Source organism: Crossiella sp. S99.2, from assembly GCF_023094165.1.
Lineage (GTDB): Bacteria > Actinomycetota > Actinomycetes > Mycobacteriales > Pseudonocardiaceae > Crossiella.
In genome coordinates this window covers 45,163-69,910 of record NZ_JALMDK010000003.1, presented here as the reverse complement: position 1 = coordinate 69,910, position 24,748 = coordinate 45,163, and the positions used below count along the sequence as shown (strand labels likewise).

Genomic DNA, 24,748 nt, shown 5'->3' with positions numbered 1-24,748 from the left:
CATGTCAAGATGGTGGCATGGGGTGGAGCAGGGGCGGGCGGCTGGGGGCCGTCGCGATCGGTGCCGGTCTGTTGCTGGCGGTGGCCGCTGACGGGTCCGGGGTGGCCGCGAGCAGGGCGAGCGGATTTGGCGAGCAGGTGCTGGCGCGGGCCGAGACCTGGTACCGGCAGAACCTCCAGTACTCCCAGGAACGCTGCTACCAGACGGGAATCGGCTATGCCGACATCGACTGGGGCGGACCCCTGGGTGGCTGCCGGTGGCCGTACTACCGCACCGACTGCTCCGGGTTCGTCTCCATGACCTGGGGCCTGCGGTCCAGCTACGCCACCCCGCGCCCCGGCGACAGTCCGGATCTGGCCGATGTCGCGCACCGGATCCAGCTACCGCAGCTGCGCGCCGGGGACATCCTGGTCGCCGACGGCAAGCACGTCCGGCTCTTCGAGCGCTGGCTGGACTACGCCGCGGGCCGGTACCGCGCCTACGATTTCGGCTCCACGCCGGTGAAACACCAGGACTACGTGTGGGGCGCACCGGGCGAACACGCTTACCGCCCGATGCGCACCAACGCTCATCCTTAGCTCGTGACGTAGAACCGGTACTCGGTCACCGGGGACAGGTTGCCCGCGCGATCCTTGGCGTAGACCCGCATCCGCTGGCCGTGCGCCTGGGTCGGCGCGTACTCCACGGTCAGCGTGCCGTCGGCGTTCGCGGGCGTGCTGCGCATCCGGTCGCCGACACCCCAGTAGTAGGCGGCGATATCGCTGACACCGTTGGGACTGAAGGTGAACTTGCCGGTCACGCCGATGCCGCCGTGGCCCGGTTCCTCGTCACCGGCCGGGTAATCCGTGGACACCACGCCGGGCGCCTTGTCCGGGCGGGTGAAGTCGGTGCTGAACCGGCAGGGCACGCTCGGCGGCGAGATCGCGTTGAACGGGTCCGCCGCACGCAGGGTGAGTTCGTAGGTCTCGTTGTCCCGCAGGAAGTTCGCCGGCACGTAGCCGTGCGCGTAGTCGGTGGACCGGAAGTCCCCGTCCACCTCCACCCGGTGTGCCGGGTCGGTGGTCGAGGCCAGGGTGAACTTGGCGAGGAGCTGTTCGTTCGGGTCCGGATCCGACATGGTGCCGATCATCCGCGGCTTGGGGTCGCTGATGAACTGGTGCTCGGCCACGCAATCCCGCTTGGTGGACCCGGTCATCAGCGCCAGCCCGGTCGGCGCGTTCGGCGCCCGGTTGTAGCGCACCACCAGTGCGAGCCGCTCGTAGGACCGACTGTCGGCCGGGTTGAGCTGCGCGGCGCCGGACATCCGCAGCGCCAGGGTGATGCTGGATTTGCCGGAGTTCACCGCCTCGCGCACCAGCTCGTCGGCGGGCCAGCCCACAAAAACACCGGCGCACGGGCCGACGGAGTTGGGCCCGGCCAGTTTCCTCCGCTCCCTTGGCGGGTTCAGCCAGGTCGGCTCGCCGTGCCCGTCGACAACCCACGCCTCGGTGACCCTGGTCCGCTCGCAGTCGCCCGCGGTCTCGATCGCGGACAGGTGCGCGGTCAGCAGCTCCGCGCCGTGCATGCCGGTCAGGTCGAAGGTGAGGTAGACCTTCGCGGAGTGGAAACCCTGGTCCAGCCAGGAACCCACCCGCGCCTTGTCCTCGGTGACCGGGAACGTGCGCAGTGGCTCGGCGAGGTCGGTGTGCACCATCTTGGCCGCCTTGAGCGCGGCGTAACTCCCCCCGCTGGGCAACGGATCCGCCGGCGCGGCCTGCGCCGGGACGGCCAGCCCCGCGCTCAGCGCCGCGGCCACCACCGCGACGGAGATCAAACGAGCCCTCATGTGTTGCTCCTCCCCTGACCGCCCACGCTCGGGCGGTTCCGGGGAGTAGCACCCCAAAGGCGAACCCCGGGTTGCCCAGACAACCCGGGGTTCACTCGTTCAGCCTAGGAAGGGTGCGCGGCGAGATGGTTGAGGAGCAACGGAATCGTCTGATTGGCGCATTCCTCGGGCAGCCAGTGACTCGCCCCGGCCAGGATCTCCAGGCGGTAGGGCGCGTCCACGAACTCGCCGGTGCGCAGCGCGGCGCCCCGGCCCAGCGCGCGGTCCGCCGAGCCCCACAGGTACAGCGTGGGCGTGCGGATCCGGCCCGCCGGGATGGTGAGTTTCTCGTCCACCGCGCGGTACCAGTTCAGGGTGGCGGTCAGCGCGCCCGGTTCGGACAGCCTGCGCACGTTGCGCGCCACCAGGTCCGCGGCCACTTTGCCCTCGTAGGCCGCGCGCAGCCGGGCCGCGTCCTCGGCCAGCAGGCTGGCCTCGGCCTGGCCGTCGGGGAGCTGGAAAAAGCGGACGTAGTCCAGGCGGCTGTGCTGGTCCGGGTCGGTCTCCTGTTGCTGTTGCAGCGCAACGGGATGCGGGGTGGCCAGCACGGAGAGCGAGCGCAGCCGTTCGGGGTGCGCAGAGGCCAGCGCCCAGGCGATGAGGCCGCCCCAGTCGTGCGCGATCAGGTGGAAGCGGGCCGCGCCGAGCGTGTCGGCGAACGACAGCGCGTCGGCGACCAGCAACGGGACCGTGTAATCGGTGATCTCGGGTGGGCGGGCGCCGACGGCGTAACCGCGCTGGTCCACCGCCACCGCCCGGTAGCCCGCCGCGGCCAGGGCGCGCACGTGTTCGGTCCAGCAGTCGGCGAACTCCGGCCAGCCGTGCAGCAGCAGCACCAGTTCGCCGTCGGCGGGGCCCGCGGCGATGGCGCTGTGCCGGTGCGGGCCGTTGTCCAGGGTCAGGTGTTCGATCACGCGGTGCCCACCAGGTCTCGGATGTGGTTCAGCCAGGTCTCATGATCACTCGCGCGGCGCATCAGGTGATCTTGCACTTCGGGGTGCGGCAGGATCAACAGCCGTTCGTCGGCCATCCCCGTGATCACCGTCTCGGCGACGCGCTCCGGGTCGGCAGGGGAACTCGGGCAGACGCAGGACACCCGCACATTGTCCTTGGCGTGGTTGAGGTTGAGCCACTCGGCCAGTGCCACCGCGGCGTGCTGGACCACGGTGTGCACCAGGGCCGAGGGCTGGGTCAGCAACCCGGCCGCCGAGGCGGCGAGCACCAGGTAACCGCCCGTCAACCGCATCCGGGGCACCAGCGCCCGCGCCGCCCACACTGGGGAGAGCACGTGCGCCCGCCACAGGGTGTCCCAGATGTCGTCTGCCACCTCCGCGCCACCGGGCGGGCCGGTCAGGCCCGGGTTGGCGCAGTAGACGTCGATATCGCCGTTGCGGCGGACCGCGCCGTTGATCAGCGCCAGCACCTCGGACTCGTGCCCGGCGTCGAAGCGGTGCGCGGTCACCACCGGACCGGCCGCCGCGGCCACCGCGCGCGCCCCGGCCAGGTCGAAGTCCGCGGCCACCACCGCCCGCGCCTCTGCCCGCGCGAACCGGTGCACCAGCGCGGCGCCGAGCGGACTGGCCGCCCCGGTCACCACGATGTGCTTCCCGCTGATCCGCATGCGGGCACACGGTACGAGCGTGGCCGGAACCGGTCGAGCCGCCCTCGTTGTGCCGCTGCGACATTCTCGAACCCGGTGGTCGGACCGCTGCTCCGGCAGGACCAGCGGAAAGCGTTTCCTCCGTTGGTAGGACACGACCTTGCCGGAACTGCCCGCACACACGTGTGCATCGCGCGGAAACGGGCGGTGCGCAGCAACTTCCCTGAAGTCGAATCTGTCCGGAAGTGCCAGTCACAGCGCACCTCGGCTCGTCAAGACGGCTTACCCCGAACGGCCGCAGCGTCCACGAATCGTCCCGGTGTCTGAGATGAAACCGGCGCCTCTCCCGGCGGCGGGTGGCCGTGATTACCGTCCCCGGCCATGACCGAACCGCGGCCCGCCCGCGCGATCAGCGAGGACTGGCTGTCCGTCCTCATCGGACTCGCGCTGCTCGTCCTCGCCCTGACCGGGGTCATCCCGCCCGGACTGGTGCCGTGATGACCACCACCGCCCCCACCCGCTCCCGCACCCTCGGCTACGCCGCGCTCGGCGTGCTCGTGGTGCTCGCCCTGTCCGCGCTGACCCGCTACCTCTCCAGTGCCGTGCCCGCGCTGACCAAGGGCACCGCGCTGGCCGGGATCGGCGCCTCGATCGAGTTCCCGGTGTACGCGATCCTGCTGGGGCTGCTGGGCAACGCGGTGCTCTCGGCCACCGGCCTGCGCGAGCGGCTCTCCGGTGGGTTCCGCACCGAGTTCTTCATCAAGACCGGTCTGGTGCTGTTGGGCGCCTCGATCAACCTGGCCGTGATCGTGCAGGCCGCCGGACCGGCGATCATCCAGTCGCTGCTGCTGATCACCATCGTCTTCGGCTTCAGCTGGTGGCTGGGCGGGCGGCTCGGCCTGGAGGACAAGCTGCGCGCGCTGCTGTCCAGCGCGGTGGCCATCTGCGGGGTGAGCGCGGCCATCGCGGCCGCGGGTGCGGTGCAGGCCAAGAAGGAACAGCTGGCCTACAGCGCCAGCCTGGTGATCGTCTTCGCGCTGCCCTCGATCTTCGTGCTGCCCTGGGCGGCGGCCGCGCTCGGCCTGCCGCCGGAGGTCGCCGGGGCCTGGATCGGCGGCAACATCGACACCACCGCCGCGGTCACCGCGGCCGGCTCACTCACCGGACAGAAGGCGCTGGAGATCGCCACCATCGTCAAGGTCACCCAGAACGCGCTGCTGGGTGTGGTCGCGGTGGCGCTGACCGCCTACTTCGCGCTGAAGGTGGAACGCAGCGGACCCAGCGCGCGCTCGGCGGGAAGCCAGCTGTGGCAACGGTTCCCGAAGTTCGTGCTCGGTTTCCTGGCCGCCTCGGTCCTCACGACCGTCTACATCGGACTGGTGCCCGCGGCGGAGAGCAAGGCGGCCATCGGCGTTGCCAACGACCTGCGCACCTGGTTCCTGATCCTGGCCTTCGTCAGCATCGGCCTGGAGTTCCGGGCGGGCGCATTGCGTGCGGCGGGCTGGCGGCCGGTGGGTGTCTTCGGCGCGGCGACGGTGGTCAACATCGTCGCCGCCCTCGGCCTCGCGTTGCTGCTGTTCGGTTAGGTGAACAGCCGCTGCACGAAGGTGATCACCGACTCGGCGGCACTGCGGAGCATGCCCAGGATGCCGTGCACGCCACCGGCGGCACCTGTGGGGTCGTTGACGATCAAGTAGATCACCAGAATGACCGCCAACACCACGATCAGCTTCTTCACGTTCACCGGCTCGAGTCCATCCTCATCACTGCCCGTCAACTCAGGACGCGCAACAGCCTCCCATCGAGGGACCGCGAACGTCGAACCGACACCCCGTTGGCTTGCACACACCCGTCTGGGGGAGAGTCTAATTTGAAACCGGTCCTCATCGGGTGGAATTCAGGATTCCAGATCCACAACCCCCGTCGGCGATCATCCATCCGACCATCGGACAATGCCCTGACCTGCGGCGATGATCGTTCGACAGTAACTGATTGCGGATGAAAACAGGTTTTTCCTCCCGCTAGTTCCATTCCACCGATGCAACAACTCGACCGAACGGGTCGGTCTCTGCCACAAAGACCGGATGCTCTCCCCCGTCCCGGTGCACGCCCAGGTGGCGGCCGGTCCCTGGCAGGCACGTCAGTGGTTCTGGCTCAGCTGCGGCGTCTTCGGTGTGCTCGGCTTCGGCAGCGCCCTGCTCGGCCCGACCCTGGGCGACCTGGCGCAGACCCTGGCCATCACACTGCCACTGGCCGGGTCGATCCGCTCCGGCCGCCAGCTCGGCCAGTTCCTCGCCTCGGTGAGCTGCGCCTGGCTGGGCGCCAGGCTGTCCACCGCGCTGCTCGGACTGGCCGGGTTCCTCTGCTACTCCGCCGGACTCCTGCTGCTGCTCCTGCCCGCCGGGCTGCCGGTCGCGGTCCTGGCCGCCGTGTTGTGGGGCCTGGGCCAGGGCGGACTGCACGTGGTGTGCAACGCCGAGGTGGTGGCCCGGATGGGCGATCAGGCGCCGCGGCACGTGGCTCAGCTGCACTTCTGGTACTCCCTGGGCTCCATCGCCGGACCGCTGCTGGTCTACCTGTGCCGGCTCACCGGGCACTGGGGCGCGGCCTACGCGCTGGCCGCTGGCACCATGGCGGTGCTGGGCAGCCGTCTGTTCCGGCACCAGGCCACGCCCGTTTCGGAACTGAACCGGGCAGCCAAGCCGCGGCTGCCGATCGGGCTCGCGGTGCTCGCCGCGCCGATGGTGGCGGTCTCCGCGGTGAACATGATGAACGCCGGACTGGCCGACTGGTCCTACCAGAACGCGGTGCTGGTCGCGTCCGCCGGACCGGCCGCGGCCACCGCGGTGACCTCGGCGTTCTGGATCAGCGTGGCGGTGGGCAGGCTGATCTCGGTGCGCCTGGTGGACCTGCTGGGCACCGGCCCGCTGCTGGTCGCCTCGGCCGCGGTGGCCACCGTCGGCACCGGCGGCATCGTGCTGTGGGGGCCGCACATCCCCAGCCTCACCGCGGCCACCGCGCTCGCCGGACTCGGCATCGCCCCGCTGTACCCGCTGGTCACCGCCCTGGGTGCGGCCGCGACCGACTCCCCCACCACCGCCGCGGGGGTGCTGTCCGCGGCCGCGGCGGCCTCCGCGGCACTCGGGCCGATGGCGCAGGGCTTCCTCGGCGGCGGACAGGACGGCGGGATGGTGCTGGTCGCCGCGCTGGCGCTGCCGCTGGTGATCGGCGTGGTGCTCACCGTGCGCCAGGACCGGGCGCGAAAAGTCACCCTCCCGGGTGCTCATGGAGCAGGTCCGGGCCGCCACCCGGGCGCCTAGATCACGCGAAACAGGCAGCAGGCCGGGCCAGGTGGATCGATTACCTGGGGAAACCCCAGGTCCGACGCGGCCAAGACGGGCAGCAAACGGGCATAACCACGCCAGGCTGTGGCGCTGGCCACAGCGTTTCAGTGGTGTTACACCTATGCACCAAGCCCGAACGGGCACAGTCGAGCCCGGGTTCGACGCCCGAACGGACAAGGAGGTCTGGATGCAGGCGGAAGACCGCAAGCGACGCATCCTGGCCAGGGCCCGAGCCGACGGCAAGGTCGACGTGATGGCCATGGCCAGCGAGTTCGGGGTCGCGCCGGAAACGGTGCGCCGCGACCTCAAGACCCTCGGCGAACACGGGCTGCTGCGCCGCACGCACGGCGGCGCGCTGCCGGTGGAAAGCGCCGGGTTCGAGACCGGACTGGCCTTCCGGGCCGCGTCCATGGTCCCGGAGAAGCAGCGCATCGCCCGGGCCGCGGCCGACCGCCTGGACGAGGCCGAGACGGTGTTCATCGACGAGGGCTTCACCCCGCACCTCATCGCCGAACACCTGCCTGCCAACCGGCCGCTGACCGTGGTCACCGCCTCGCTGCCGACCGCGGCGGCGATGTCGGAGCAGCCCAGCGTCACCGTGCTGTTGCTCGGTGGGCGGGTCCGCGGCCGCACCAAGGCCACCGTGGACCACTGGGCGATCCGGATGCTGAGCGAACTGGTCATCGACCTGGCCTACATCGGCGCCAACGGCATCTCCCGCGAACACGGGCTGACCACCCCGGACCCGGTGGTCAGCGCGGTCAAGGCACAGGCCATGCGGTCCTCCCGGCGGAAGATCTTCGTCGGCGTGCACACCAAGTTCGGCGTGGCCAGCTTCAGCAAGTTCGCCTCCGTCGGCGACTTCGAGGCGATCATCACCGACACCACGCTGTCCCCGACCGAGGCCCACCGCTACGCCCTACTGGGCCCCAAGGTCCACCGCGTCTGACCCACCCACCCCACTGGCCGTTCTCCTACGCCGACTTGGCCCAACTGGTACACCCACTTGGGCCAACTCGGCGTACGACTTGGGCCAACTCGTCACACTTGAAAGGAAGACGATGAGGTCTCCTCTCCCACGCAGGCTCGGGGCGATCGCGGCGTGTTCGCTACTGCTGACCGCGGGATGCGCGGGCGCGGGCGGCGTCGGCGATCCGGACGACCCGAACTCGATCAACGTGCTGATGGTGAACAACCCGCAGATGCTGGACATCCAGCGGCTCACCGCCCAGCACTTCACCAGCCGCTCCGGGGTGAAGGTGAATCTCACCGTGCTGCCGGAGAACGACGTCCGGGACAAGATCAGCCAGGACTTCACCAGCCAGGCCGGGCAGTACGACATCGCCACCCTGTCCAACTACGAGGTGCCGATCTACGCCAAGAACAAGTGGCTGGCGCCCCTGGACCCGTTCATCGCCGCCGATCCCGGCTTCGACCAGCAGGACATCCTGGAGCCGATCCGGCAGTCGCTGACCGCCGCCGACGGCAAGGTCTATGCCCAGCCCTTCTACGGCGAGTCCTCCTTCCTGATGTACCGCAAGGACATCCTGGCCGCCAAGAACCTCACCATGCCCGATAAGCCCACCTGGCAACAGGTCGCCGACATCGCGTCCAAAGTAGACGGTGCGGAAGCTGGCATGAAAGGCATCTGCCTGCGCGGCCAGCCCGGCTGGGGACAGCTGATGGCGCCGCTGACCACCGTGGTCAACACCTTCGGCGGCACCTGGTTCACCCAGGACTGGCAGGCGAAACTGGACTCCCCCGAGTTCACCGAGGCCACCAAGTTCTACGTCGACCTGGTCCGCGACCACGGTGAAGCCGGTGCCCCGCAAGCCGGTTTCGCCGAATGCCTGAACAACATGACCCAGGGCAAGACGGCCATGTGGTACGACGCCACCTCCGCCGCCGGGCTCCTGGAGGCCGCGGACTCCCCGGTGCGCGGCAAACTCGGCTTCGCCCAGGCCCCGGTGGTCAAGACCAAGAGTTCCGGCTGGCTCTACACCTGGGCCTTCGCCGTGCAGCAGGCGTCCAAGAAGCAGCAGGCGGCCTGGAAGTTCCTGTCCTGGGCCAGCGGCAAGGACTACGAAACCGTGGCCGGGCAACAACTCGGCTGGTCCAAGGTCCCCGACGGCAAACGCGCCTCCACCTACCAGCGACCGGAATACCTGAAGCTGGGCGGTTCCTACGCCGATGCCACCCGCACCGCCATCGCCACCGCCGACCCGCGCAACCCCGGTGTGCAACCCCGCCCCGCCTACGGCATCCAGTTCGTCGGCATCCCCGAGTTCACCAACCTCGGCACCCAGGTCTCCCAGGAGATCAGCTCGGCCATCGCCGGGCGGGAGAGCGTGGACGAGGCCCTGAAGTCCGCGCAAGGCCTGGCGGACAAGGTCGCCGCCAAGTACCGGAAGTCCTGAGAGGAGGAACGATGACCACCCTCGACACCCGCCCCAGCCCGGTCACCGGGCCGCCCGCCCAGCCACGCGGACTGTCCACGGCGGCCCGCTGGGCCCGGCGCGCGCCCCTGCTGCCCGCGCTGATCTTCACCATCGCGGTCACCCAGCTCCCGTTCGTGGCCACCCTGGTGATCTCCTTCCTGCAGTGGAACTCCCTGGCTCCGGAGAACCGCGGCTTCGCCTGGCTGGACAACTACCTGGCCGTGGTCACCGACCCGAACCTGCGGTCCTCGGTGCTCACCACCATCCTGCTCACCGCCAGCGTGGTGCTGGTCAGCCTGATCCTCGGGCTAGGGCTGGCCCTGTTGCTGGACAACAAGTTCCGCGGCCGCGGCCTGGTCCGCACCATGCTGATCGCGCCGTTCCTGGTGGTCCCGGTGGCCGCCGCGCTGCTGTGGAAACACGCGCTGTACAACCCGGAATACGGGCTGTTCAACGGGATCCTCGGCATTGAGCTGGACTGGATCAGCGAGATGCCGCTGATCGCGGTGATCGCCTCGCTGGTCTGGCAGTGGACGCCGTTCATGATGCTGATCCTGTTGGCGGGCCTGCAATCCCGTCCACTGGACGCGGTGGAGGCGGCCTCCATCGACGGCGCCAGCGGCTTCCAGGTCTTCCGCTACCTGACCCTGCCGCACCTGCGCCAGTACCTGGAACTGGGCGGGCTGCTCGGCTCGATCTACATCGTGCAGAACTTCGACGCGGTCTTCACCATCACCTCCGGCGGCCTGGACACCGCGAACCTGCCCTACACCATCTACCAGACCTTCTACCAGGCACACGATTACGGAGCGGCCTCCGCGGCCGGGGTGGTCGTGGTGATCGGCTCGATCATCATCGCCACCTTCGCCCTGCGCGCGGTGTCCTCCCTGCTGAAAGACGAGGTGACCCGATGACCCGCCGCGCCTGGCGCCCGTGGGGCGCGCTGGCCTGGTTCGCCGGCATCCTGTTCTTCCTGCCGGTGGCCTGGATGGTGCTGACCTCGCTGCACAGCGAGTCCGACGCGGCGACCAACCCACCGTCGGTGCTGGCCCCGCTCACCTTCAGCGGGTACGCGGAGTTCTTCGGCGCGGACGGCGGCGCGAGCCCCTGGCCGCCACTGCTCAACTCGGTCACCGCCAGCGTCGGCTCGACGATTCTCGTTCTGCTGCTTGCCGTTCCGGCCGCCTACGCGCTCTCCATCCGGCCGGTGCGGAAGTGGAGCGATGTGCTCTTCTTCTTCCTCTCCACCAAAATGCTGCCGGTGGTCGCCGGACTGCTGCCGATCTACCTGATCGCCCAGTACACCGGACTGCTGGACAACATCTCCTTCCTGGTGGTGCTCTACACCTCGATGAACCTGCCGATCGCGGTGTGGCTGATGCGTTCCTTCCTGGCCGAGATCCCCAGGGAGATGCTGGAGGCCGCCGCCCTGGACGGCGCGGGCCTGATCACCACGCTGCGCCGGGTGGTCGCCCCGGTGGCCATGCCCGGCATCGCGGCCACCGCGTTGATCTGCTTCATCTTCAGCTGGAACGAGCTGCTCTTCGCCCGGGTGCTGACCGGGGTCGTCGCGGGCACCGCGCCGGTCTTCCTCACCGGGTTCGTCACCAGCCAGGGCCTGTTCCTGGCCAAGATGTGCGCCGCGGCCACCGTGGTGTCACTGCCGGTGCTGATCGCCGGTTTCGCCGCCCAGGACAAGCTGGTCCAGGGCCTGTCGTTGGGAGCTGTGAAGTAATGAAGGCCGCCGTCATCACCGGAGTCGGTCAGGTCGAGGTCACCACGGTGCCCGATCCCACTCCCGGCCCCCGTGAGGTCGTCGTCGAGGTCTCCGCCTGCGGCCTGTGCGGCACCGATCTGCATATCCTGCAAGGGGAGTTCGCGCCCACCCTGCCGGTGATCCCCGGGCACGAGTTCGCCGGTGTGGTGGTGGAGACCGGCAAGGACGTCACCGAGGTCCGCGCCGGCGACCGGGTCGCGGTGGACCCTTCGCTGTACTGCCACGAATGCCGCTACTGCCGGCTGGGCCGCAACAACCTGTGCGAGCGCTGGGCCGCCATCGGCGTGACCAATCCCGGTGGCGCGGCCCAGTTCGCGGTGGCCCCGGTGGCCAACTGCGTCAAGCTGCCCGAGCACGTGCGCACCGAGGACGCGGCGCTGATCGAACCGCTCTCCTGCGCGGTCCGCGGCTACGACATCCTCAACTCCCAGCTGGCCAGCCGGGTGCTCATCTACGGCTCCGGCACCATGGGCCTGATGATGCTCGAACTGGGCAAGCGCACCGGCGCGGCCAGCATCGAGGTGGTCGACCTCAACCCGGACCGGCTGGCCACCGCGGCGCAGCTCGGCGTCACCGGCACCGCCACCAACGCCGACGAGCTGGACCGGCCGCAGGGCTGGGACGTGGTCATCGACGCCACCGGCAACGAGAAGGCCATCCAGGACGGCCTCGGCCGGGTCGCCAAGGGCGGCACCTTCCTGCAGTTCGGCGTCTCCGACTACTCCGCGCGGGCGGTGATCGAGCCGTACAAGATCTACAACCAGGAGATCACCATCACCGGCTCGATGGCCGTGCTGCACTCCTACGAACGCGCCGCCGACCTGTTCGCCGCCGGCGTGCTGGACCCGGAGATCTTCATCAGCCACCGCCTGCCCCTGGCCGACTACGCCGAGGCGCTGGAGTCCTTCCGGCGCGGCGAGGGCCGCAAGATCCAGGTCCTGCCCGGCGCCTGATCCGAGGGCGCCCCCGCTGTCCGCCGCGGTGGGGGCGCTCCGGCCACCGCCTCAGAGGAACATGATCGAACCCCGCCGGGACACGTCCAGGGTCACGTCCTTCAACGTGATCTGGCGGCCGCTGGCCGACACGGTCCGGTACTGGCACTTGAACTCGGTCTTCTTGCCCGGCTCGACCAGCTGCGCGGCCGGCAGCTGGTCGCAGCGCAGCTCATCGCCCCGCCGCTGGTACTGCTCGGCGAACAGCGCGTGCACCGCCTCGGCCTGCAGCACGCCCTTGAGCGGCTTCAGCGTGTACTTGACCAGCATGTCCGACTCCTTGAAGTCGTCGGAGACGGTGATCTGCCACGGCACCTGCAGGCCGTTGTAGGTGACCGTGCAGTCGGTGATCCCGCCGGCCTTGAACACGATCTTGTCGTCCTTGCAGGAGCCGGCGACCTCGCCGCGGAACTGCACCATGATCAGGGTCTGCAGGCGCAGCTCCTGCACCATCTTCTTCAGCGGCGGCGCGTCGAGCGGCTCGTCCGGGACGAGCTTGCGCGCCTCCTCCGACTTCAGCGGCGCCGCCTTGCCCGGTGTGATCAGCACGGCCCGCGGCGTGCCCTCGATCGGCACCGCCTCGGCCGCGCCCACGATGGCCCGGGTGCCGCAACCGGTCAGTGCCAGCAAGGCCAGCGCCAGTGCACCGGCGATCCCCCCATAACGCATGGTCAGAGCCTAGACGAAGGACCGGCCGAGCCGGCGCCGGGCACCCGGTGCGGGATACTGGACGCATGACCAGAAAACTTCCCGGGTACCTGACCGCGCGCGAGCCGGTGGAAGCCGATCACGCCAAGGTCACCGTGGCCCTGTCCACCTGGTGGGGCGGCCTGGGCGGGGCCGCCGGCGAGCAGCAGCGGGCGTTGCTGGTGCCCCGGCTGATGTTCCAGCACTTCGCCACCAGCAGCACGGTGCTCGAACGCGACGGGCGGATCGCCGCGTTCCTGATCGGGTTCCTGTCCCAGTCCCGGCCGGAGGAGAGCTACATCCACTTCGTCGGGGTCGACCCGGCCCTGCGCGGCCTGGGGGTCGGCGGCTGGCTCTACGAGCGGTTCTTCGCGCACAGCAGGGCCAACGGGCGCACCGTGGTGCGGGCGATCACCTCCCCGACCAACGCGGGCTCGCACGCCTTCCACACCCGGATGGGCTTCGTCACCGAGCCCGGACCGGCCGAGTTCGAGGGCCGCCCGGTGCAGCCCGACTACGACGGCCCCGGCCTGGACCGCCTCAGCTTCCGGCTCGACCTGGGCGATTCACCCGCGCCGTGACCCGAGGTCCGGGCACACTCAGCCGGTGATCATCCGAACACTGGCCGCCGCGGTCGCGCTGACCGCCACCGGCCTGCACCCAGCCGCGGCCGCCCCCGCGGCGATCGAACCGTGTTCCGCGGTCTCCGTCGGACCCGCCCAGGTCGTGGTGGACAACGCCACCCGGCTCGGCCTGGGCCTGAAGGGCTGGCCGGACACCGCCTTCGGGGTGCTGCCCGAGGGCGGCGGCCAGTACCGGTTCCTGTCCGTCTCCGCGCTGGTCCCCTCCGGCAACACCAACCAGAGCATCTCGACCACCCGCGGCACCCTGGACAATCCGGTGGCCGGCGGGGCCAAACACGGACAGGTGCAGAACATCCCGGCGGGCTACCAGTATGCGGGCGGCGGCCCGGTCTTCCGCGATCCGGGCAGTGGCCTGGTGCTGCAGATGCTGCACCTGGAACGCAGCCTGGACGGGCCGAATCACCAGTTCTACTCCGACCTGCACCTGGGCCTGCACGACCCGGCCACCGGCCACACCCGGCGGCTCGGCGAGATCATCGCCCCGGACATGGAGTTCGCCACCGCGCACCAGCACAAGCTGACCGCCGACATCGGCACGTCCAGCTTCGTGCTGCGCGACGGTTTCCTCTACGCCTACTTCCCGGATTACTCCTTCGACAACGGCAAGTGGGTCAACACCCCGCTGTCGGTGGCCCGCGCCCCACTGGCCGAGGTGATCGCGGCGGCCAAGCAGGGCAAGGCCAGCGAGTGGAAGAAGTACCACCAGGGCGCCTGGAACTCCCCCGGCCGCAACGGGCCTTCCAGCGCGGTCCGTGAGCAGGGCGTCGGCGCCTGGCACCCCAGTGTGGTCAAGACCACCCGCGGCGGCACGATCATGGTGGCGGGCAACAGCATCACCGAGTTCGTACTGGCCACCTCGCCGGACGGGATCACCGGCTGGTCCGGCCCGACCACCCTGTTCCGCGACCCCGAACGCGGCAACGCCTACCCCACCATCGTCGGCACCGGCGCCGATCCGTCCATTGTGGACAACGAGTTCTACCTGTACTACCTGCAGTGGGCCAAGGCCGGTGACTGGGCGAACGCGGTCGCGATGCGCCGGCACGTCACCTGCGTCGCGGGCCGCACCCTGCCGAGGACCACGCTGACCGGCTACGTCAACGGCGCCCAGCACCGCACCAGCACCGTCCTGGACCGCACCCCGGGCTTCGCACCCGAACCGGGTCGACTGTGGCAGCTGGACACCGCGGCGGCCCCGGGCACCGTGCCGCTGTATGGCTGCCGCAACGGCGCCGACCACTACCTGTCCCTGGCCGCGGGCTGTGACTCGCCGCAACACGCGGCACTCCAGAGCGAGGGCCGGATCTACACCGCACCCCCAGCCACGCCGTCAACCCCGTTGTACCGCTGCAAATCCGGCGGCGACCACTTCACCTCGACCGCGGCGGACTGCGAGGGCCGCGGCACCCAGGACCAGGTCCTCGGCCACGCCCTGACCACCACCCAGCGGGCGTTCAGCCGGTTCTACGACGGCCGCGAGCACTGGGACACCAGCGGCCCGGTCACCGCCAAGTACACCCTGGAACACCGCTGGTTCCTGGAAACCGCGGCCAAACCGGGGACCGTCGCGCTGTACGGCTGCGCCTACACCAGCGTGAAGGGCCGCAACCACTTCGTCTCCACCCAGTCCGGCTGCGAGAACCAGACCGCGCTGCGCACCGAGGGCTGGGCCTACCTGGAGCAGCCCAGCGCACCGTCGATCCCGCTGCACCGGTGCTACTGGCCGGAGCAGGACGACCATTTCCTGTCCCCGCACGAGAACTGCGAGGGCGTCCCCGGCGGCCGCAACGAAGGCCGCCTCGGCTACGCGCTGACCTGAGCCACACCCCGGTACCACTTGGGCCAACTGGTACGCCCACTTGAGCCAACCCGGCGTACCAGTTGGCCCAACTCGCCGGAAGATCGGCACGCCGTGGCGCCGCGGACGTGCCAGCCACCCGCCCCCGTCAACCCCGCCCGCAGTCTGCCGCTCCCCCACTCACCGCTCCGCCGGCCGCCCCGCCCACTCCCGCACCGCCGACACCAGCACCTCGGCCAGCTCCGCCAACCGCTCCCCCACGCTTTCCCGCCGCCCCGCCAGCGACACCGCCCCCACCACGGCTCCCTCGGCCCACACCGGCGCCGCCACCGCCGCGATCCCGCGCAGCATCGGCCCGCTGTCCCCCAGTGAGAACCCGTCCTCCCGGATCTCCGCCAGCTCCCCCAGCAACCCCAGCGCGGCCTGCGCCTCGCCACCCACGTGCGCGCTCACCACCTCGTGCCGCTCCCGCTCCGGCAGGTGCGCCAGCAGCACCCGCCCCACCGCGGTCTCCGGCAACGGCGTGCGCAACTGCCGCACCGTCAGGTAGTTGAACGGATCGTCCGTGCCCGCCCAGTCCACGTACACCGAGGCGTCCCCCAGCCGCACCGCCAGCACCGCACTGCACCGGTGTTCCCGGGACAGCGTCACCAGGTCCGCGTGCCGCACCACCCTGGCCGGCACCCGTCCGGCCCGCAGCGACAGCAGGTACGGCGCGGCGCCCAGGGTGAAGCGGTGGTCGGTTTCGTCCAGGTAGCCGACCGCGACCAGTCCGTTGACCAGCTTCTGGATCGAGGAGACCGGGGCGTCCAGGCGCAACGCGAGCTGGGTCAGCCCCAGTCCCTGGGGCTCGGTGGCCACGGTTTCCAGGATCGCGGCGATCCGGTCGACCGCGCGGTGATGTGGGCGTTTGGCGGCGAGATCGGACATCGCGACTCCTTACCTATATGGATAGCACCGTATCACATTGCGTAAGATCCTTAGCCTGCCTAAGTTCGGAGGTGACCGGAGCACAACGAGGAAGGACCGTGATGACCGAGAACAGGGGCGCGCTCGACGGGATCCGGATCATCGACCTCTCCACCGTGGTGATGGGCCCGTACGCGACCCAGATCCTCGGCGACCTGGGCGCCGATGTGATCAAGGTGGAGGCGCCGGCCGGGGACATGAGCAGGCTGTCCACCCCGGCGCGCAACGCGGGCATGGGCGCGCTGGCGCTCAACGTCAACCGGAACAAGCGGGCCATCGCGCTCGATCTCAAGCAGGCACAGGGCAAAGAGGTCTTCCTCGACCTGGTGCGCACCGCCGACGCGCTGGTCACCAACATGCGTCCCGGCGCACTCACCCGCCTCGGCCTGGGCTACCAGGACCTCACCGCGGTCAACCCGAACCTGGTGTACTGCAACGCCCAGGGCTTCCGCAGCGACTCATCCCTGGCCGGCCGGGCCGCCTACGACGAGATCGTGCAGGCCACCTCCGGCACCGCCGATCTGATGCGCCGCGCCACCGGCGCCCCCACCTACATGCCGACCATCCTCGGCGACAAGGTCAGCGGGCTGACCATCGTCTACGCGGTGCTCGCCGCGCTGCTGCACCGGCAGCGCACCGGCGAGGGCCAGCAGGTCGAGGTGCCGATGACCGACACCATGCTGGCCTTCAACCTGGTCGAGCACCTCGCGGGCCGCACTTTCGAGCCCGCGCAAGGACTCCTGGGCTTCCCGCGCTCACTCGCGCCCGGCCACCGCGCCGTGCGCACCGCCGACGGCTGGGCCTGCATCCTGCCCTACAGCCGCAAGAACCTCCTCGACTTCTTCACCGAGGCCGGCGCGCCCGAACTGGCCGAGGATCCCCGGTTCAGCACGGCCGAGTCCCTCGCCGAGCACTTCGGCGATCTCTACGAGCTGATCGAGAAGTTCGCCCTGCGACGCGACACCGCGGACTGGGAGGCGGCCTGCGCGCGGCTGAGCATCCCGTTCGCCCCGGTGCTGGACCTGGATCAGGTGACCGAGGACGGCTACGTCCGCGAGGTCGGCCTGCTGGAGACCGCCGAGCACCCCACCGAGGGCGCCTACCGGGTGATCGGCTCGCCGGTGCGCTTCTCCGCCACCCCGGCCGGTCTGCGCAGGCACGCGCCGCGGCTGGGCCAGGACAACGACGAGGTGCTGGCCGAACTCGGCTACCCGCCGGAACAGCGCCGCGCGCTCGCCGAGAACGGAGTCACCGCGTCATGAAGGCAGCCGATGTGGCCCGCAGGCTGGCCACCCCGCTCACCGCACCCGCCTACCCGGCCGCGCGCACCCGCTTCCGCGACCGCGAGTACCTGAACATCGTGTACCGCACCGACCCGGACGCGCTGCGTGCCGTGGTCCCGGAACCCCTCCAGATCGAGGAACCGCTGGTGCGCTTCGAGATCATGCGGATGAACCAGGCCAGCAACTACGGTCCCTACACCGAGGCGGGCCAGGTCATCCCGGTCCGCTTCGGCGCCGAACGCGGCGAGTACCTGCACCAGATGTACCTCGACAGCTTCGCCGCCACCGCCGCCGGGCGCGAACTGGCCGCCTATCCCAAGTCGATGGGCTCGCCCGCGCTCTTCACCGAGCACGGCGCGCTGGTCGGCACCCTGGACCTCGGCTCGCAGCGGGTGGCCACCGCGACCATGGGCTACCAGCACCGACCCTTGGACTTCGAGCTGGCCAGGGCCGAGATCGCGGTGCCCACGTACATGCTCAAGATCGTCCCCGGCTACGACGGCAAGCCCCGGATCTGCGAGCTGGCCCGCACCCAGATCACCGACCTGACAATCAAGGACGCCTGGACCGGTCCCGCCCGCCTGCAGCTCTTCGAGCACGTGCTCGCGCCACTGGCCGACCTGCCGGTCCGCGAGATCGTCTCGGCCAGCCACATCATCACCGACCTCACGCTCGCCCCGCTCCGGCCGGTGCACGACTACCTGCGAGGGAGCCAGTCATGAGCCGCACCATCGCGGTCGTCGGCGCCGGCGTCATCGGCCTGTCCTGGACGACCCTGTTCCTGGCCAAGGGTTTCCGGGTCCGGCTGTGCGACCCACGCCCCGACCTGACCCAGATCACCACCACCGCCATCCCCGAACTCGCGCCCACCGTCCCCGGCTTCACCGGCGACCCGGCCGAACTGCTCACCCGCCTGGAGTGCACCGCGGACACGCTCAACGCCGTGCGGGATGTGCACGCCGTGCAGGAGAACGGCCCGGAGGACCTGGAGTTCAAGCAGAACCTGTTCGCCGCACTGGAAAAAGCGGCCCCGCCGGACGCGCTGCTGCTCTCCTCCACCTCCGGCCTGGTGCCCAGCCTGCTCGGCGCGCGCATGGCCGACCCGGGCCGGATCCTGGTCGGCCACCCGTTCAACCCACCGCACCTGCTGCCCCTGGTCGAACTGGTCCCGCACCCGGACACCGCCGCCGAGCTGGTCGAGCGCGCCGCCGGGTTCTACCGCGACCTCGGCAAGGTCCCGGTCACCCTGCGCACCGAGAGCCGCGGTTTTGTGGCCAACCGGTTGCAGGGCGCGCTGTTCGCCGAGGCGGTCACCCTGGTCCAGGACGGCGTGGTCACCCCGGCCGAGCTGGACCTGATCGTGCGCAACTCCCTCGGCATCCGCTGGGCCGCGGTCGGCCCGTTCGAGGCCCTGCACCTGGGCGGCGGCCCCGGCGGCCTGCGGCACCTGCTCACCCACCTCGGCCCCGGCATGGCCCGCGGCTGGGCCCAGCGCCGCACCCCCGTCCTCGATGAGTCCACAGTGGACACTCTCGCCACCGCGGCCGACCAAGACTTCGGCAGCGCCGACTACCCCGGCCGCACCCGGCGCCGCGACGACCGGCAACTGGCGATCCTGGCCGCGCTCACCACCACCGAAGGAGCCTGACATGACCACCGAACCCGACCTGCTCACCGGCGACTTCTACGGCTTCCAGCACCTCCTGGACGACCGCGAGCAGGACATCGTGCGCCGCACCAGGGAATTCCTGGCCGCCGAGGTCGCCCCCATCGCCAACGCCGCCTGGGCCACCGCCGAATTCCCGCACGAGGTCGTCAAGGGCTTCGCCGGACTGGACATCGCGGGCCTGGCCTACCGCGGCGAACGCAGCCTGCTCACCGGTTTCCTGGCCATGGAACTCAACCGCGTCGACCCGTCCCTGGCCACCTTCTTCGGTGTCCACAGTGGACTGGCCATGGGCAGCGTCAACCGCTGCGGCAGCGAGGAGCAGAAGCAGCGCTGGTTGCCGGCGATGGCCCGGATGGAGCAGATCGGCGCGTTCGCCCTCACCGAACCCGAAGGCGGCTCCGACGTCTCCGGCGGCATGCGCACCACCGCCCGCCGCGAGGGAGACACCTGGATCCTCAACGGCGCCAAGCGCTGGATCGGCAACGCCACCTTCGCCGACCTGATCGTGGTCTGGGCCAGGGACGAGGCCGACAACAAGGTCAAGGGCTTCGTGGTCGAACGCGGCACTCCCGGTTTCACCGCCACCCGGATCGAACACAAGGTCGCCCTGCGCACCGTGCAGAACGCCGACATCACCCTCACCGACTGCCGGGTCCCCGAGGCCAACCGCCTGCAACGCGCCACCGGCTTCCGCGACACCGCCGACATCCTGCGCCAGACCCGCGGCGGCGTCGCCTGGCAGGCCGTCGGCGTGATGATGGGCGCCTACGAGAAGGCCCTGGCCTACGCCACCCAGCGGGAACAGTTCGGCCGCCCCATCGCCGGCTTCCAACTGGTCCAGGACCTCCTGGTCCGCATCCTGGCCAACGTCACCACCAGCCTCGCCCTGGTGGTCCGCCTGGCCCAGCTCCAGGACGAGGGCGTCTACCGCGACGAGCACTCCGCCCTGGCCAAGGCCGTCTGCACGGTCCGGATGCGCGAAGCGGTCGGCTGGGCCAGGGAAATCCTCGGCGGCAACGGCATCGTCCTCGACTACGACGTGGCCCGCTTCGTCGCCGACGCCGAGGCCATCTACTCCTACGAAGGCACCCGGGAAATGAACACCCTGATCGTCGGCCGAGCCATCACCGGCCACAGCGCCTTCGTCTAACCCACCCTCCCCGGCGTGTTGGCCGTTCTGGTACGCCACGTTGGCCGTTACGGACGCCGAGTTGGCCGTTACGGACGCCGGACCGGGCGGCTCAGCGCCGCGAGCACGCCCGAACAGACGCCCGCTCAAACACAGTCACCCCCGGCTAGCCTGATCGGATTACAACGTTGGCAGTCCATTTCCGGCCATAGTTCGGTCAGTTCTTGACTGCTCATGATCGGCTGCTGTTAATGGGAGCGGTTCCACATCGGGGTGGGCACGCTGCTCGCCGCCATGGCGCGCCCACCCCACCTTCGGTTGTGCTCCCCCGCCAGGAGGTAGGCGCCCCATGCCCCGTTCCCGATTGCGCACCGCTGCACTGGTAGCCGCGCTGGCCCTGGTCGCCGCCTCGGCGTCGACGATCACCCCACCGGCGGCCCAGGCGGCCCCGGCGGAGCGCACCGTCACCGGCCAGGTCCGCGACGCGGTCACCGGCGCCCCGGTGGCCGGGGCGGTGGTGCACGCGGCGGCCCAGAGCACCAGCGTGCGCACCGGCGTCGACGGCCGGTTCAGCCTGCCCAGGGTGCCCGCGGACGCGATCGGCGTGGTCGCGGCCAAACAGGGCTACGCCTTCCGCTGGCTGCCCCTGGAATCCCGCGGCGACACCGCGGTCACCCTGCGCCTGGACCGGGAGACCGCACGCTCGCTGCCGCACCCGGACTACCCGCGCCCCGACCTGGACCGCCGCGCCGGGGCGGACGGGAAATGGCTCAACCTCAACGGAACCTGGTCGCTGAGCTTCGACCCGCGCGATGTCGGCCGCACCGAGAACTGGGCCGCGGGCGGGCACGAATGGCAGCACGCCGTGCGCGTCCCGTTCAGCTACACCTCCCTGGCCGGCGTGGGCGAGGAGGCCCGCGCCAACAACCAGGTCTACGCCAGCCAGTTCGAGGCCAACCGGGGCGCGGTCTGGTACCAGCGCCAGGTCACCGTGCCCGCCGACTGGCCTGCCGACCGCAACGTGCTGCTGCGCTTCGGCGCGGTGGAGTGGAACGCCGTGGTGTTCCTGAACGGTGTGCAGCGGGCCGAACACGACGGCGGCTACTCCCCGTTCGAGGTCGATCTGGGCCGCCTCGCGCCGGGCTCCACCCATTCACTGGTGGTCCGCGCCTTCGCCCCGGACAACAGCGACCGCACGCCGTACCCGCAGGGCAAGCAGATGGGCTGGTACGCCGACACCGGCGGCATCTGGCAGTCGGTCTGGCTGGAACCGGCCGATCCCGCCCGCCTGGACACCGTGCACGTCACCCCGAAGCTGACCTTCGCCGGTGACCGCCTGACCAGTGCCAAGGCCGAGGTCGCGATCACCGGCAACCCCGCGGCGGCCGGGTCCACCGCGAAGATCACCATCCGCGAGCAGGCCGGCAAGCCCGGTGTCGAACAGCGCGGCCTGGACCTGCCCAAGCCGGTGGAACCCAAGGCGGGCCGGATCGTCGCCACCAGCACGCTGACTCTCGGCGGCAGCACCGGAAAGTCCACTGTGGACATCCCGGAGGCCCGGCTGTGGTCGCCGAACACGCCCTGGCTCTACCAGGTCCAGGTCGAACTGACCGGCGGCCAGGGCCGGGACGCCCTGCACACCTGGACCGGTCTGCGCACCATCTCCCGGGACTGGGCGCCCGGCCACTCCCCGGCCGAGCAGTCCGATCCCCAGCAGCAGTACCAATACCTGCACCTGAACAACAAGCCGATCTACCTGCGCTCCGCGCTCGACCAGGCGTTCAACCCCTGGGGCACCTACTCCTACACCGGCCTCTACCAGGGCGGCGACCTGCGAGCCGGCTCGGTTGGCGACCCACGCAAGGGATCGGTGCTCTTCGACCTCGCGCTGGCCAAGCAACTCGGCCTGAACTCCACCCGCCTGCACATCAAGATCAACGATCCGCTGTACTACCACTGGGCCGACGTGATGGGCCTGATGGTCTGGTACGACCAGCCGAACTTCGGCTACAACGGCTACCAGGCCCGCGCGGAGAAGCTGTTCGAGAGCGTGCTGCACGACGCGGTCAAGCGGGACTACAACCACCCGTCGATCGTGATCTGGGACGTCTTCAACGAGGGCTGGGGCATCACCGACGGCAACGGCATGCGTGAGGACGCCAAGCCGTGGGTGGAACGCATGGTGCAGCTCACCAAGCAACTCACCCAGGGCGGCAGGCTGATCGTGGACAACTCGCCCTGCTGCAACAACCACCACCCCAGTGAGAGCACGGACTTACTCGACTTCCACGGCTATCTGTCCACATGGGAGGAATGGAAGTCCACTGTGGACCACATCGTGCGCAACACCTATCCCGGCTCGACCTTCAACATGGAGGAGGGCAAGAAACAAGCTGGCCAGCCACTGCTGAACTCCGAGTTCGGCCCGTGGTCCGGCGGCCGGGAGAAGGACCAGGACGTCGCCGCGCCGTTCCGCTACACCACCGAACTCTTCCGCAACCAGCCCAAGATGAACGGCTACCTGTTCACCGAACTGGCCGACATCGAGTGGGAGTGGAACGGCTGGTCCGCCTATGATCGCACGCTCCAGGTGCCCGGTTACCTTGACGCCGAAGGGAAACAGGGCGGCGTGCACCTGGCCAACGCCGACGACGTGCTGTTCTTCGACGCCCGCCCGGTACAGCGGGTCACCCCGGGACAGCCGGTCTCGCTGACCGCGAAGTCCTCGCTGTTCTCCGGCCGCGACCTCGGCGCCACCGAGTTGCGCTGGCGGATCTCCGGCACCGACCAGACCGGCGCGCCGGTCCGCGGCACCGAGTGGGCGCGGAAACCGGTGTCCCCCAAGAAGTACACCACCAGCGACCTGGGCAAGGTCGAGGTGACCGTGCCCGCCGAGCTGACCCACGGCCGGCTGGACATCCAGCTAGTGCGCGGCCGGGACGTGCTGGCCACCGGCCAGACCTTCCTCGCGGACTGGAGCACCCGCACCGACCGGGCCACCGTGCTCGGCGAGCAGCGCACCAGTCCGTCCAGGGTGGCCGGCACCATCCGGCTGGATCCGGCCGCGGCCAAGGCGAACTGGCCGCAGGGCCACGACACCTTCCGCAACGACGGTTCCAGCGCCGCCTGGGGCTACGGCGACGGCGAGTTCCAGTGGGACGTCGAGTTGCCCGACGAGCTGCGCGAGGGCCGCTGGAACACCGCTCAACTGGTCCTGGAGGCATCCGCGTCCCGGCCAGGCTCGCCCCGCACCCGGTTCCCGCAGACCTCCGAACGCCGCTACCCCACCACGTTCCGGGCCTTTGTGGACGGTGTGTCCACCAAGGCCGTTGTGCTGCCGGATGATCCGGCCGACGCGCGCGGCGCGCTGTCCAACGAGTCCGGCTTCGACCCCGGCCAGTACGGCTACCGGGTGGTCCTGGACCTGGACGCGCGCACACTCAAGGAGGCCGCCGCCGACGGCAAATTCACCTTGTCCCTCACCGGTTCCGGCGGCGGGCTGACCGTGCACGGACCGCGCACCGGCCGGTTCGGGATCAGTCCGCAACTCGTGCTGTCCCAGGGTCGCGGCGTGTCCGGACCGCCGGTGCAGCAGTCGGAGTCCTATGTCGGCACCACCGAGGGCGCGGGAGTCAACACGCACTTCGTGCCGGGCACGCTGAAGGACGGTCAGGCCACCCCGGCGAGTGTGCTGGTGGTCAACGACTCACCGCGCACGGTCCGCCAGGTCCGCCCCGAACTGGTGCTGCCCGCGGGCTGGCGAGCCGAACCGGTCGGCGAAGTGTCCACAGTGGACCTCCGCCCCGGCGAGTCCACGGTGGCGCGGTATCGGCTCGTGCCCGGCAGTGTCGGCGAGTCCCAGGTGACCACCAGGGCCTTCTACAGCAACGATTCCGGGCGTCAGGTGGTCGACGAGCCGTGGCTGGTGACCGTGCCGGTGCCGGAACCGACCGAGGCGAACTACCCCAAGCGCACCATCCTCGACGGTTTCGACTCCGACACCAGCGCGCACTACCGCGGTCACCAGCCCTTCAGCGGCGAGGCAGCGCCAGGACCCACGGTGTCGGACTCCAAGCTGAAGGTCAGTCACCCCAGCCAGTTCTTTACCATGATCGGCTCCAACGCCACCCCCTCGGCCAATCCGGCGGTGACCATCGTGGAGGTCGGCGAACTGGCCGGCGGCAGCATGCGGGAGAACAGCCTGTTCACCGGTCTGGTCAAGGACAAGGACACCTATGTGGTGGCCTGGTACAACCACTTCCGCAAACAGACCGGCTTGGACATCCGGCTCAACGGCCAGTTCCTGCAAGGAAATCCGACCGCCCGCCTGGACCTGCAACCCGGTGACAAGTTCGCGCTCGTGGTGGCCGGGAAGTCCCTGGACATCTTCCACGGCCGCGACGGGCGCTGGACCTCGGTGCGCACCGGGTCGGTCGATCCGAGACTGAACCTGTCCGATCCCTCGGTGCTCAGCCAGTTCCGGCACGGCGTGGCCATGCGCGGCGACGGCGGCACCGTGTCCATCGACTCCCTGGAGGGCCGCACCCGCTGACC

21 protein-coding genes are annotated in these 24,748 nt (G+C 70.0%); 15 read left to right on the top strand and 6 right to left on the bottom strand.

Annotation, left to right across the window (positions count from 1 at the left end; translation table 11 throughout):
- Positions 1–17 precede the first annotated feature (17 nt).
- Positions 18–578 (top strand): hypothetical protein, encoded by a 561-nt coding sequence (locus MZC64_RS11565; protein ID WP_247757342.1) that lies wholly within the window; start codon positions 18–20, stop codon positions 576–578.
- Here MZC64_RS11565 and MZC64_RS11560 read toward each other — a convergent pair.
- The 3 genes from MZC64_RS11560 to MZC64_RS11550 form a co-directional block, all read right to left on the bottom strand.
- On the bottom strand, positions 575–1,825 hold the full coding sequence (locus MZC64_RS11560) for a hypothetical protein (RefSeq protein ID WP_247757343.1): 1,251 nt from the start codon (positions 1,823–1,825) through the stop codon (positions 575–577). The genes MZC64_RS11565 and MZC64_RS11560 overlap by 4 nt on opposite strands.
- A gap of 104 nt (positions 1,826–1,929) precedes the next feature.
- Positions 1,930–2,778, bottom strand: coding sequence for an alpha/beta hydrolase (locus tag MZC64_RS11555; RefSeq protein WP_247757345.1), 849 nt, complete (start codon positions 2,776–2,778; stop codon positions 1,930–1,932).
- Complete coding sequence (locus MZC64_RS11550) at positions 2,775–3,485, bottom strand: SDR family oxidoreductase (protein ID WP_247757346.1); 711 nt, start codon at positions 3,483–3,485, stop codon at positions 2,775–2,777. The genes MZC64_RS11555 and MZC64_RS11550 overlap by 4 nt, the downstream gene beginning before the upstream one ends.
- Positions 3,486–3,961: 476 nt before the next feature.
- Between MZC64_RS11550 and MZC64_RS11545 the strand changes: the two genes are divergently transcribed.
- Positions 3,962–5,050, top strand: coding sequence for a YeiH family protein (locus tag MZC64_RS11545; protein WP_247757348.1), 1,089 nt, complete (start codon positions 3,962–3,964; stop codon positions 5,048–5,050).
- On the opposite strand, the gene MZC64_RS11540 is transcribed toward MZC64_RS11545, so the two are convergent.
- Positions 5,047–5,208 (bottom strand): hypothetical protein, encoded by a 162-nt coding sequence (locus MZC64_RS11540; protein ID WP_247757350.1) that lies wholly within the window; start codon positions 5,206–5,208, stop codon positions 5,047–5,049. The two genes, MZC64_RS11545 and MZC64_RS11540, sit on opposite strands and share 4 nt — an antisense overlap.
- Positions 5,209–5,548: 340 nt before the next feature.
- Here MZC64_RS11540 and MZC64_RS11535 point away from each other — a divergent pair, with 340 nt between their 5' ends.
- The 6 genes from MZC64_RS11535 (at position 5,549) to MZC64_RS11510 (ending at position 11,976) form a co-directional block, all read left to right on the top strand.
- Positions 5,549–6,784 (top strand): sugar MFS transporter, encoded by a 1,236-nt coding sequence (locus MZC64_RS11535; RefSeq protein WP_247757352.1) that lies wholly within the window; start codon positions 5,549–5,551, stop codon positions 6,782–6,784.
- Between the two features lie 211 nt (positions 6,785–6,995).
- Positions 6,996–7,757, top strand: a complete 762-nt coding sequence (locus MZC64_RS11530; protein ID WP_247757353.1) for a DeoR/GlpR family DNA-binding transcription regulator — start codon at positions 6,996–6,998, stop codon at positions 7,755–7,757.
- Between the two features lie 112 nt (positions 7,758–7,869).
- Positions 7,870–9,225 carry a sugar ABC transporter substrate-binding protein gene (locus MZC64_RS11525; protein ID WP_247757355.1) on the top strand — a complete coding sequence of 452 codons (1,356 nt, stop codon included), beginning with the start codon at positions 7,870–7,872 and terminating at the stop codon, positions 9,223–9,225.
- An 11-nt stretch (positions 9,226–9,236) separates the two neighbouring features.
- Positions 9,237–10,160 (top strand): carbohydrate ABC transporter permease, encoded by a 924-nt coding sequence (locus tag MZC64_RS11520; RefSeq protein ID WP_247757356.1) that lies wholly within the window; start codon positions 9,237–9,239, stop codon positions 10,158–10,160.
- Positions 10,157–10,981 (top strand): carbohydrate ABC transporter permease, encoded by an 825-nt coding sequence (locus tag MZC64_RS11515; RefSeq protein ID WP_247757358.1) that lies wholly within the window; start codon positions 10,157–10,159, stop codon positions 10,979–10,981. The genes MZC64_RS11520 and MZC64_RS11515 overlap by 4 nt, the downstream gene beginning before the upstream one ends.
- On the top strand, positions 10,981–11,976 hold the full coding sequence (locus MZC64_RS11510; protein WP_247757360.1) for a zinc-dependent alcohol dehydrogenase family protein: 996 nt from the start codon (positions 10,981–10,983) through the stop codon (positions 11,974–11,976). Before MZC64_RS11515 ends, MZC64_RS11510 begins: the two co-directional genes overlap by 1 nt.
- 51 nt (positions 11,977–12,027) lie before the next feature.
- Here MZC64_RS11510 and MZC64_RS11505 read toward each other — a convergent pair whose 3' ends face one another.
- The gene (locus MZC64_RS11505) at positions 12,028–12,684 is read right to left on the bottom strand and encodes a hypothetical protein (protein ID WP_247757362.1); all 657 of its coding nucleotides are present in this window, start codon (positions 12,682–12,684) and stop codon (positions 12,028–12,030) included.
- 65 nt (positions 12,685–12,749) lie between these two features.
- Between MZC64_RS11505 and MZC64_RS11500 the strand changes: the two genes are divergently transcribed.
- Positions 12,750–13,283 (top strand): GNAT family N-acetyltransferase, encoded by a 534-nt coding sequence (locus MZC64_RS11500; RefSeq protein ID WP_247757363.1) that lies wholly within the window; start codon positions 12,750–12,752, stop codon positions 13,281–13,283.
- 25 nt (positions 13,284–13,308) lie between these two features.
- Positions 13,309–15,165, top strand: coding sequence for a hypothetical protein (locus MZC64_RS11495; RefSeq protein ID WP_247757365.1), 1,857 nt, complete (start codon positions 13,309–13,311; stop codon positions 15,163–15,165).
- A gap of 159 nt (positions 15,166–15,324) precedes the next feature.
- Here MZC64_RS11495 and MZC64_RS11490 read toward each other — a convergent pair whose 3' ends face one another.
- Positions 15,325–16,074 carry an IclR family transcriptional regulator gene (locus tag MZC64_RS11490; protein ID WP_247757367.1) on the bottom strand — a complete coding sequence of 250 codons (750 nt, stop codon included), beginning with the start codon at positions 16,072–16,074 and terminating at the stop codon, positions 15,325–15,327.
- Positions 16,075–16,175: 101 nt separating this feature from the next.
- Between MZC64_RS11490 and MZC64_RS11485 the strand changes: the two genes are divergently transcribed.
- From MZC64_RS11485 to MZC64_RS11465, 5 genes are all read left to right on the top strand, one after another.
- Entirely contained in the window at positions 16,176–17,375 is a 1,200-nt protein-coding gene (locus MZC64_RS11485) for a CaiB/BaiF CoA-transferase family protein (protein ID WP_247757368.1), read from the top strand.
- Entirely contained in the window at positions 17,372–18,118 is a 747-nt protein-coding gene (locus MZC64_RS11480; protein ID WP_247757370.1) for an acetoacetate decarboxylase, read from the top strand. Before MZC64_RS11485 ends, MZC64_RS11480 begins: the two co-directional genes overlap by 4 nt.
- On the top strand, positions 18,115–19,044 hold the full coding sequence (locus MZC64_RS11475; protein WP_247757372.1) for a 3-hydroxyacyl-CoA dehydrogenase NAD-binding domain-containing protein: 930 nt from the start codon (positions 18,115–18,117) through the stop codon (positions 19,042–19,044). Before MZC64_RS11480 ends, MZC64_RS11475 begins: the two co-directional genes overlap by 4 nt.
- A 1-nt stretch (position 19,045) precedes the next feature.
- The gene (locus MZC64_RS11470) at positions 19,046–20,215 is read left to right on the top strand and encodes an acyl-CoA dehydrogenase family protein (protein WP_247757374.1); all 1,170 of its coding nucleotides are present in this window, start codon (positions 19,046–19,048) and stop codon (positions 20,213–20,215) included.
- A gap of 328 nt (positions 20,216–20,543) precedes the next feature.
- Positions 20,544–24,746 carry a sugar-binding domain-containing protein gene (locus tag MZC64_RS11465; protein ID WP_247757376.1) on the top strand — a complete coding sequence of 1,401 codons (4,203 nt, stop codon included), beginning with the start codon at positions 20,544–20,546 and terminating at the stop codon, positions 24,744–24,746.
- Positions 24,747–24,748: the final 2 nt, after the last annotated feature.

Coding starts and splice junctions, on each gene's coding strand:
- MZC64_RS11565 (WP_247757342.1), top strand. CDS start 18: ATGGGGTGGAGCAGGGGCGGGCGGCTGGGGGCCGTCGCGATCGGTGCC.
- MZC64_RS11560 (WP_247757343.1), bottom strand. CDS start 1,825: ATGAGGGCTCGTTTGATCTCCGTCGCGGTGGTGGCCGCGGCGCTGAGC.
- MZC64_RS11550 (WP_247757346.1), bottom strand. CDS start 3,485: ATGCGGATCAGCGGGAAGCACATCGTGGTGACCGGGGCGGCCAGTCCG.
- MZC64_RS11545 (WP_247757348.1), top strand. CDS start 3,962: ATGACCACCACCGCCCCCACCCGCTCCCGCACCCTCGGCTACGCCGCG.
- MZC64_RS11535 (WP_247757352.1), top strand. CDS start 5,549: ATGCTCTCCCCCGTCCCGGTGCACGCCCAGGTGGCGGCCGGTCCCTGG.
- MZC64_RS11530 (WP_247757353.1), top strand. CDS start 6,996: ATGCAGGCGGAAGACCGCAAGCGACGCATCCTGGCCAGGGCCCGAGCC.
- MZC64_RS11525 (WP_247757355.1), top strand. CDS start 7,870: ATGAGGTCTCCTCTCCCACGCAGGCTCGGGGCGATCGCGGCGTGTTCG.
- MZC64_RS11520 (WP_247757356.1), top strand. CDS start 9,237: ATGACCACCCTCGACACCCGCCCCAGCCCGGTCACCGGGCCGCCCGCC.
- MZC64_RS11515 (WP_247757358.1), top strand. CDS start 10,157: ATGACCCGCCGCGCCTGGCGCCCGTGGGGCGCGCTGGCCTGGTTCGCC.
- MZC64_RS11510 (WP_247757360.1), top strand. CDS start 10,981: ATGAAGGCCGCCGTCATCACCGGAGTCGGTCAGGTCGAGGTCACCACG.
- MZC64_RS11505 (WP_247757362.1), bottom strand. CDS start 12,684: ATGCGTTATGGGGGGATCGCCGGTGCACTGGCGCTGGCCTTGCTGGCA.
- MZC64_RS11500 (WP_247757363.1), top strand. CDS start 12,750: ATGACCAGAAAACTTCCCGGGTACCTGACCGCGCGCGAGCCGGTGGAA.
- MZC64_RS11490 (WP_247757367.1), bottom strand. CDS start 16,074: ATGTCCGATCTCGCCGCCAAACGCCCACATCACCGCGCGGTCGACCGG.
- MZC64_RS11485 (WP_247757368.1), top strand. CDS start 16,176: ATGACCGAGAACAGGGGCGCGCTCGACGGGATCCGGATCATCGACCTC.
- MZC64_RS11480 (WP_247757370.1), top strand. CDS start 17,372: ATGAAGGCAGCCGATGTGGCCCGCAGGCTGGCCACCCCGCTCACCGCA.
- MZC64_RS11475 (WP_247757372.1), top strand. CDS start 18,115: ATGAGCCGCACCATCGCGGTCGTCGGCGCCGGCGTCATCGGCCTGTCC.
- MZC64_RS11470 (WP_247757374.1), top strand. CDS start 19,046: ATGACCACCGAACCCGACCTGCTCACCGGCGACTTCTACGGCTTCCAG.
- MZC64_RS11465 (WP_247757376.1), top strand. CDS start 20,544: ATGCCCCGTTCCCGATTGCGCACCGCTGCACTGGTAGCCGCGCTGGCC.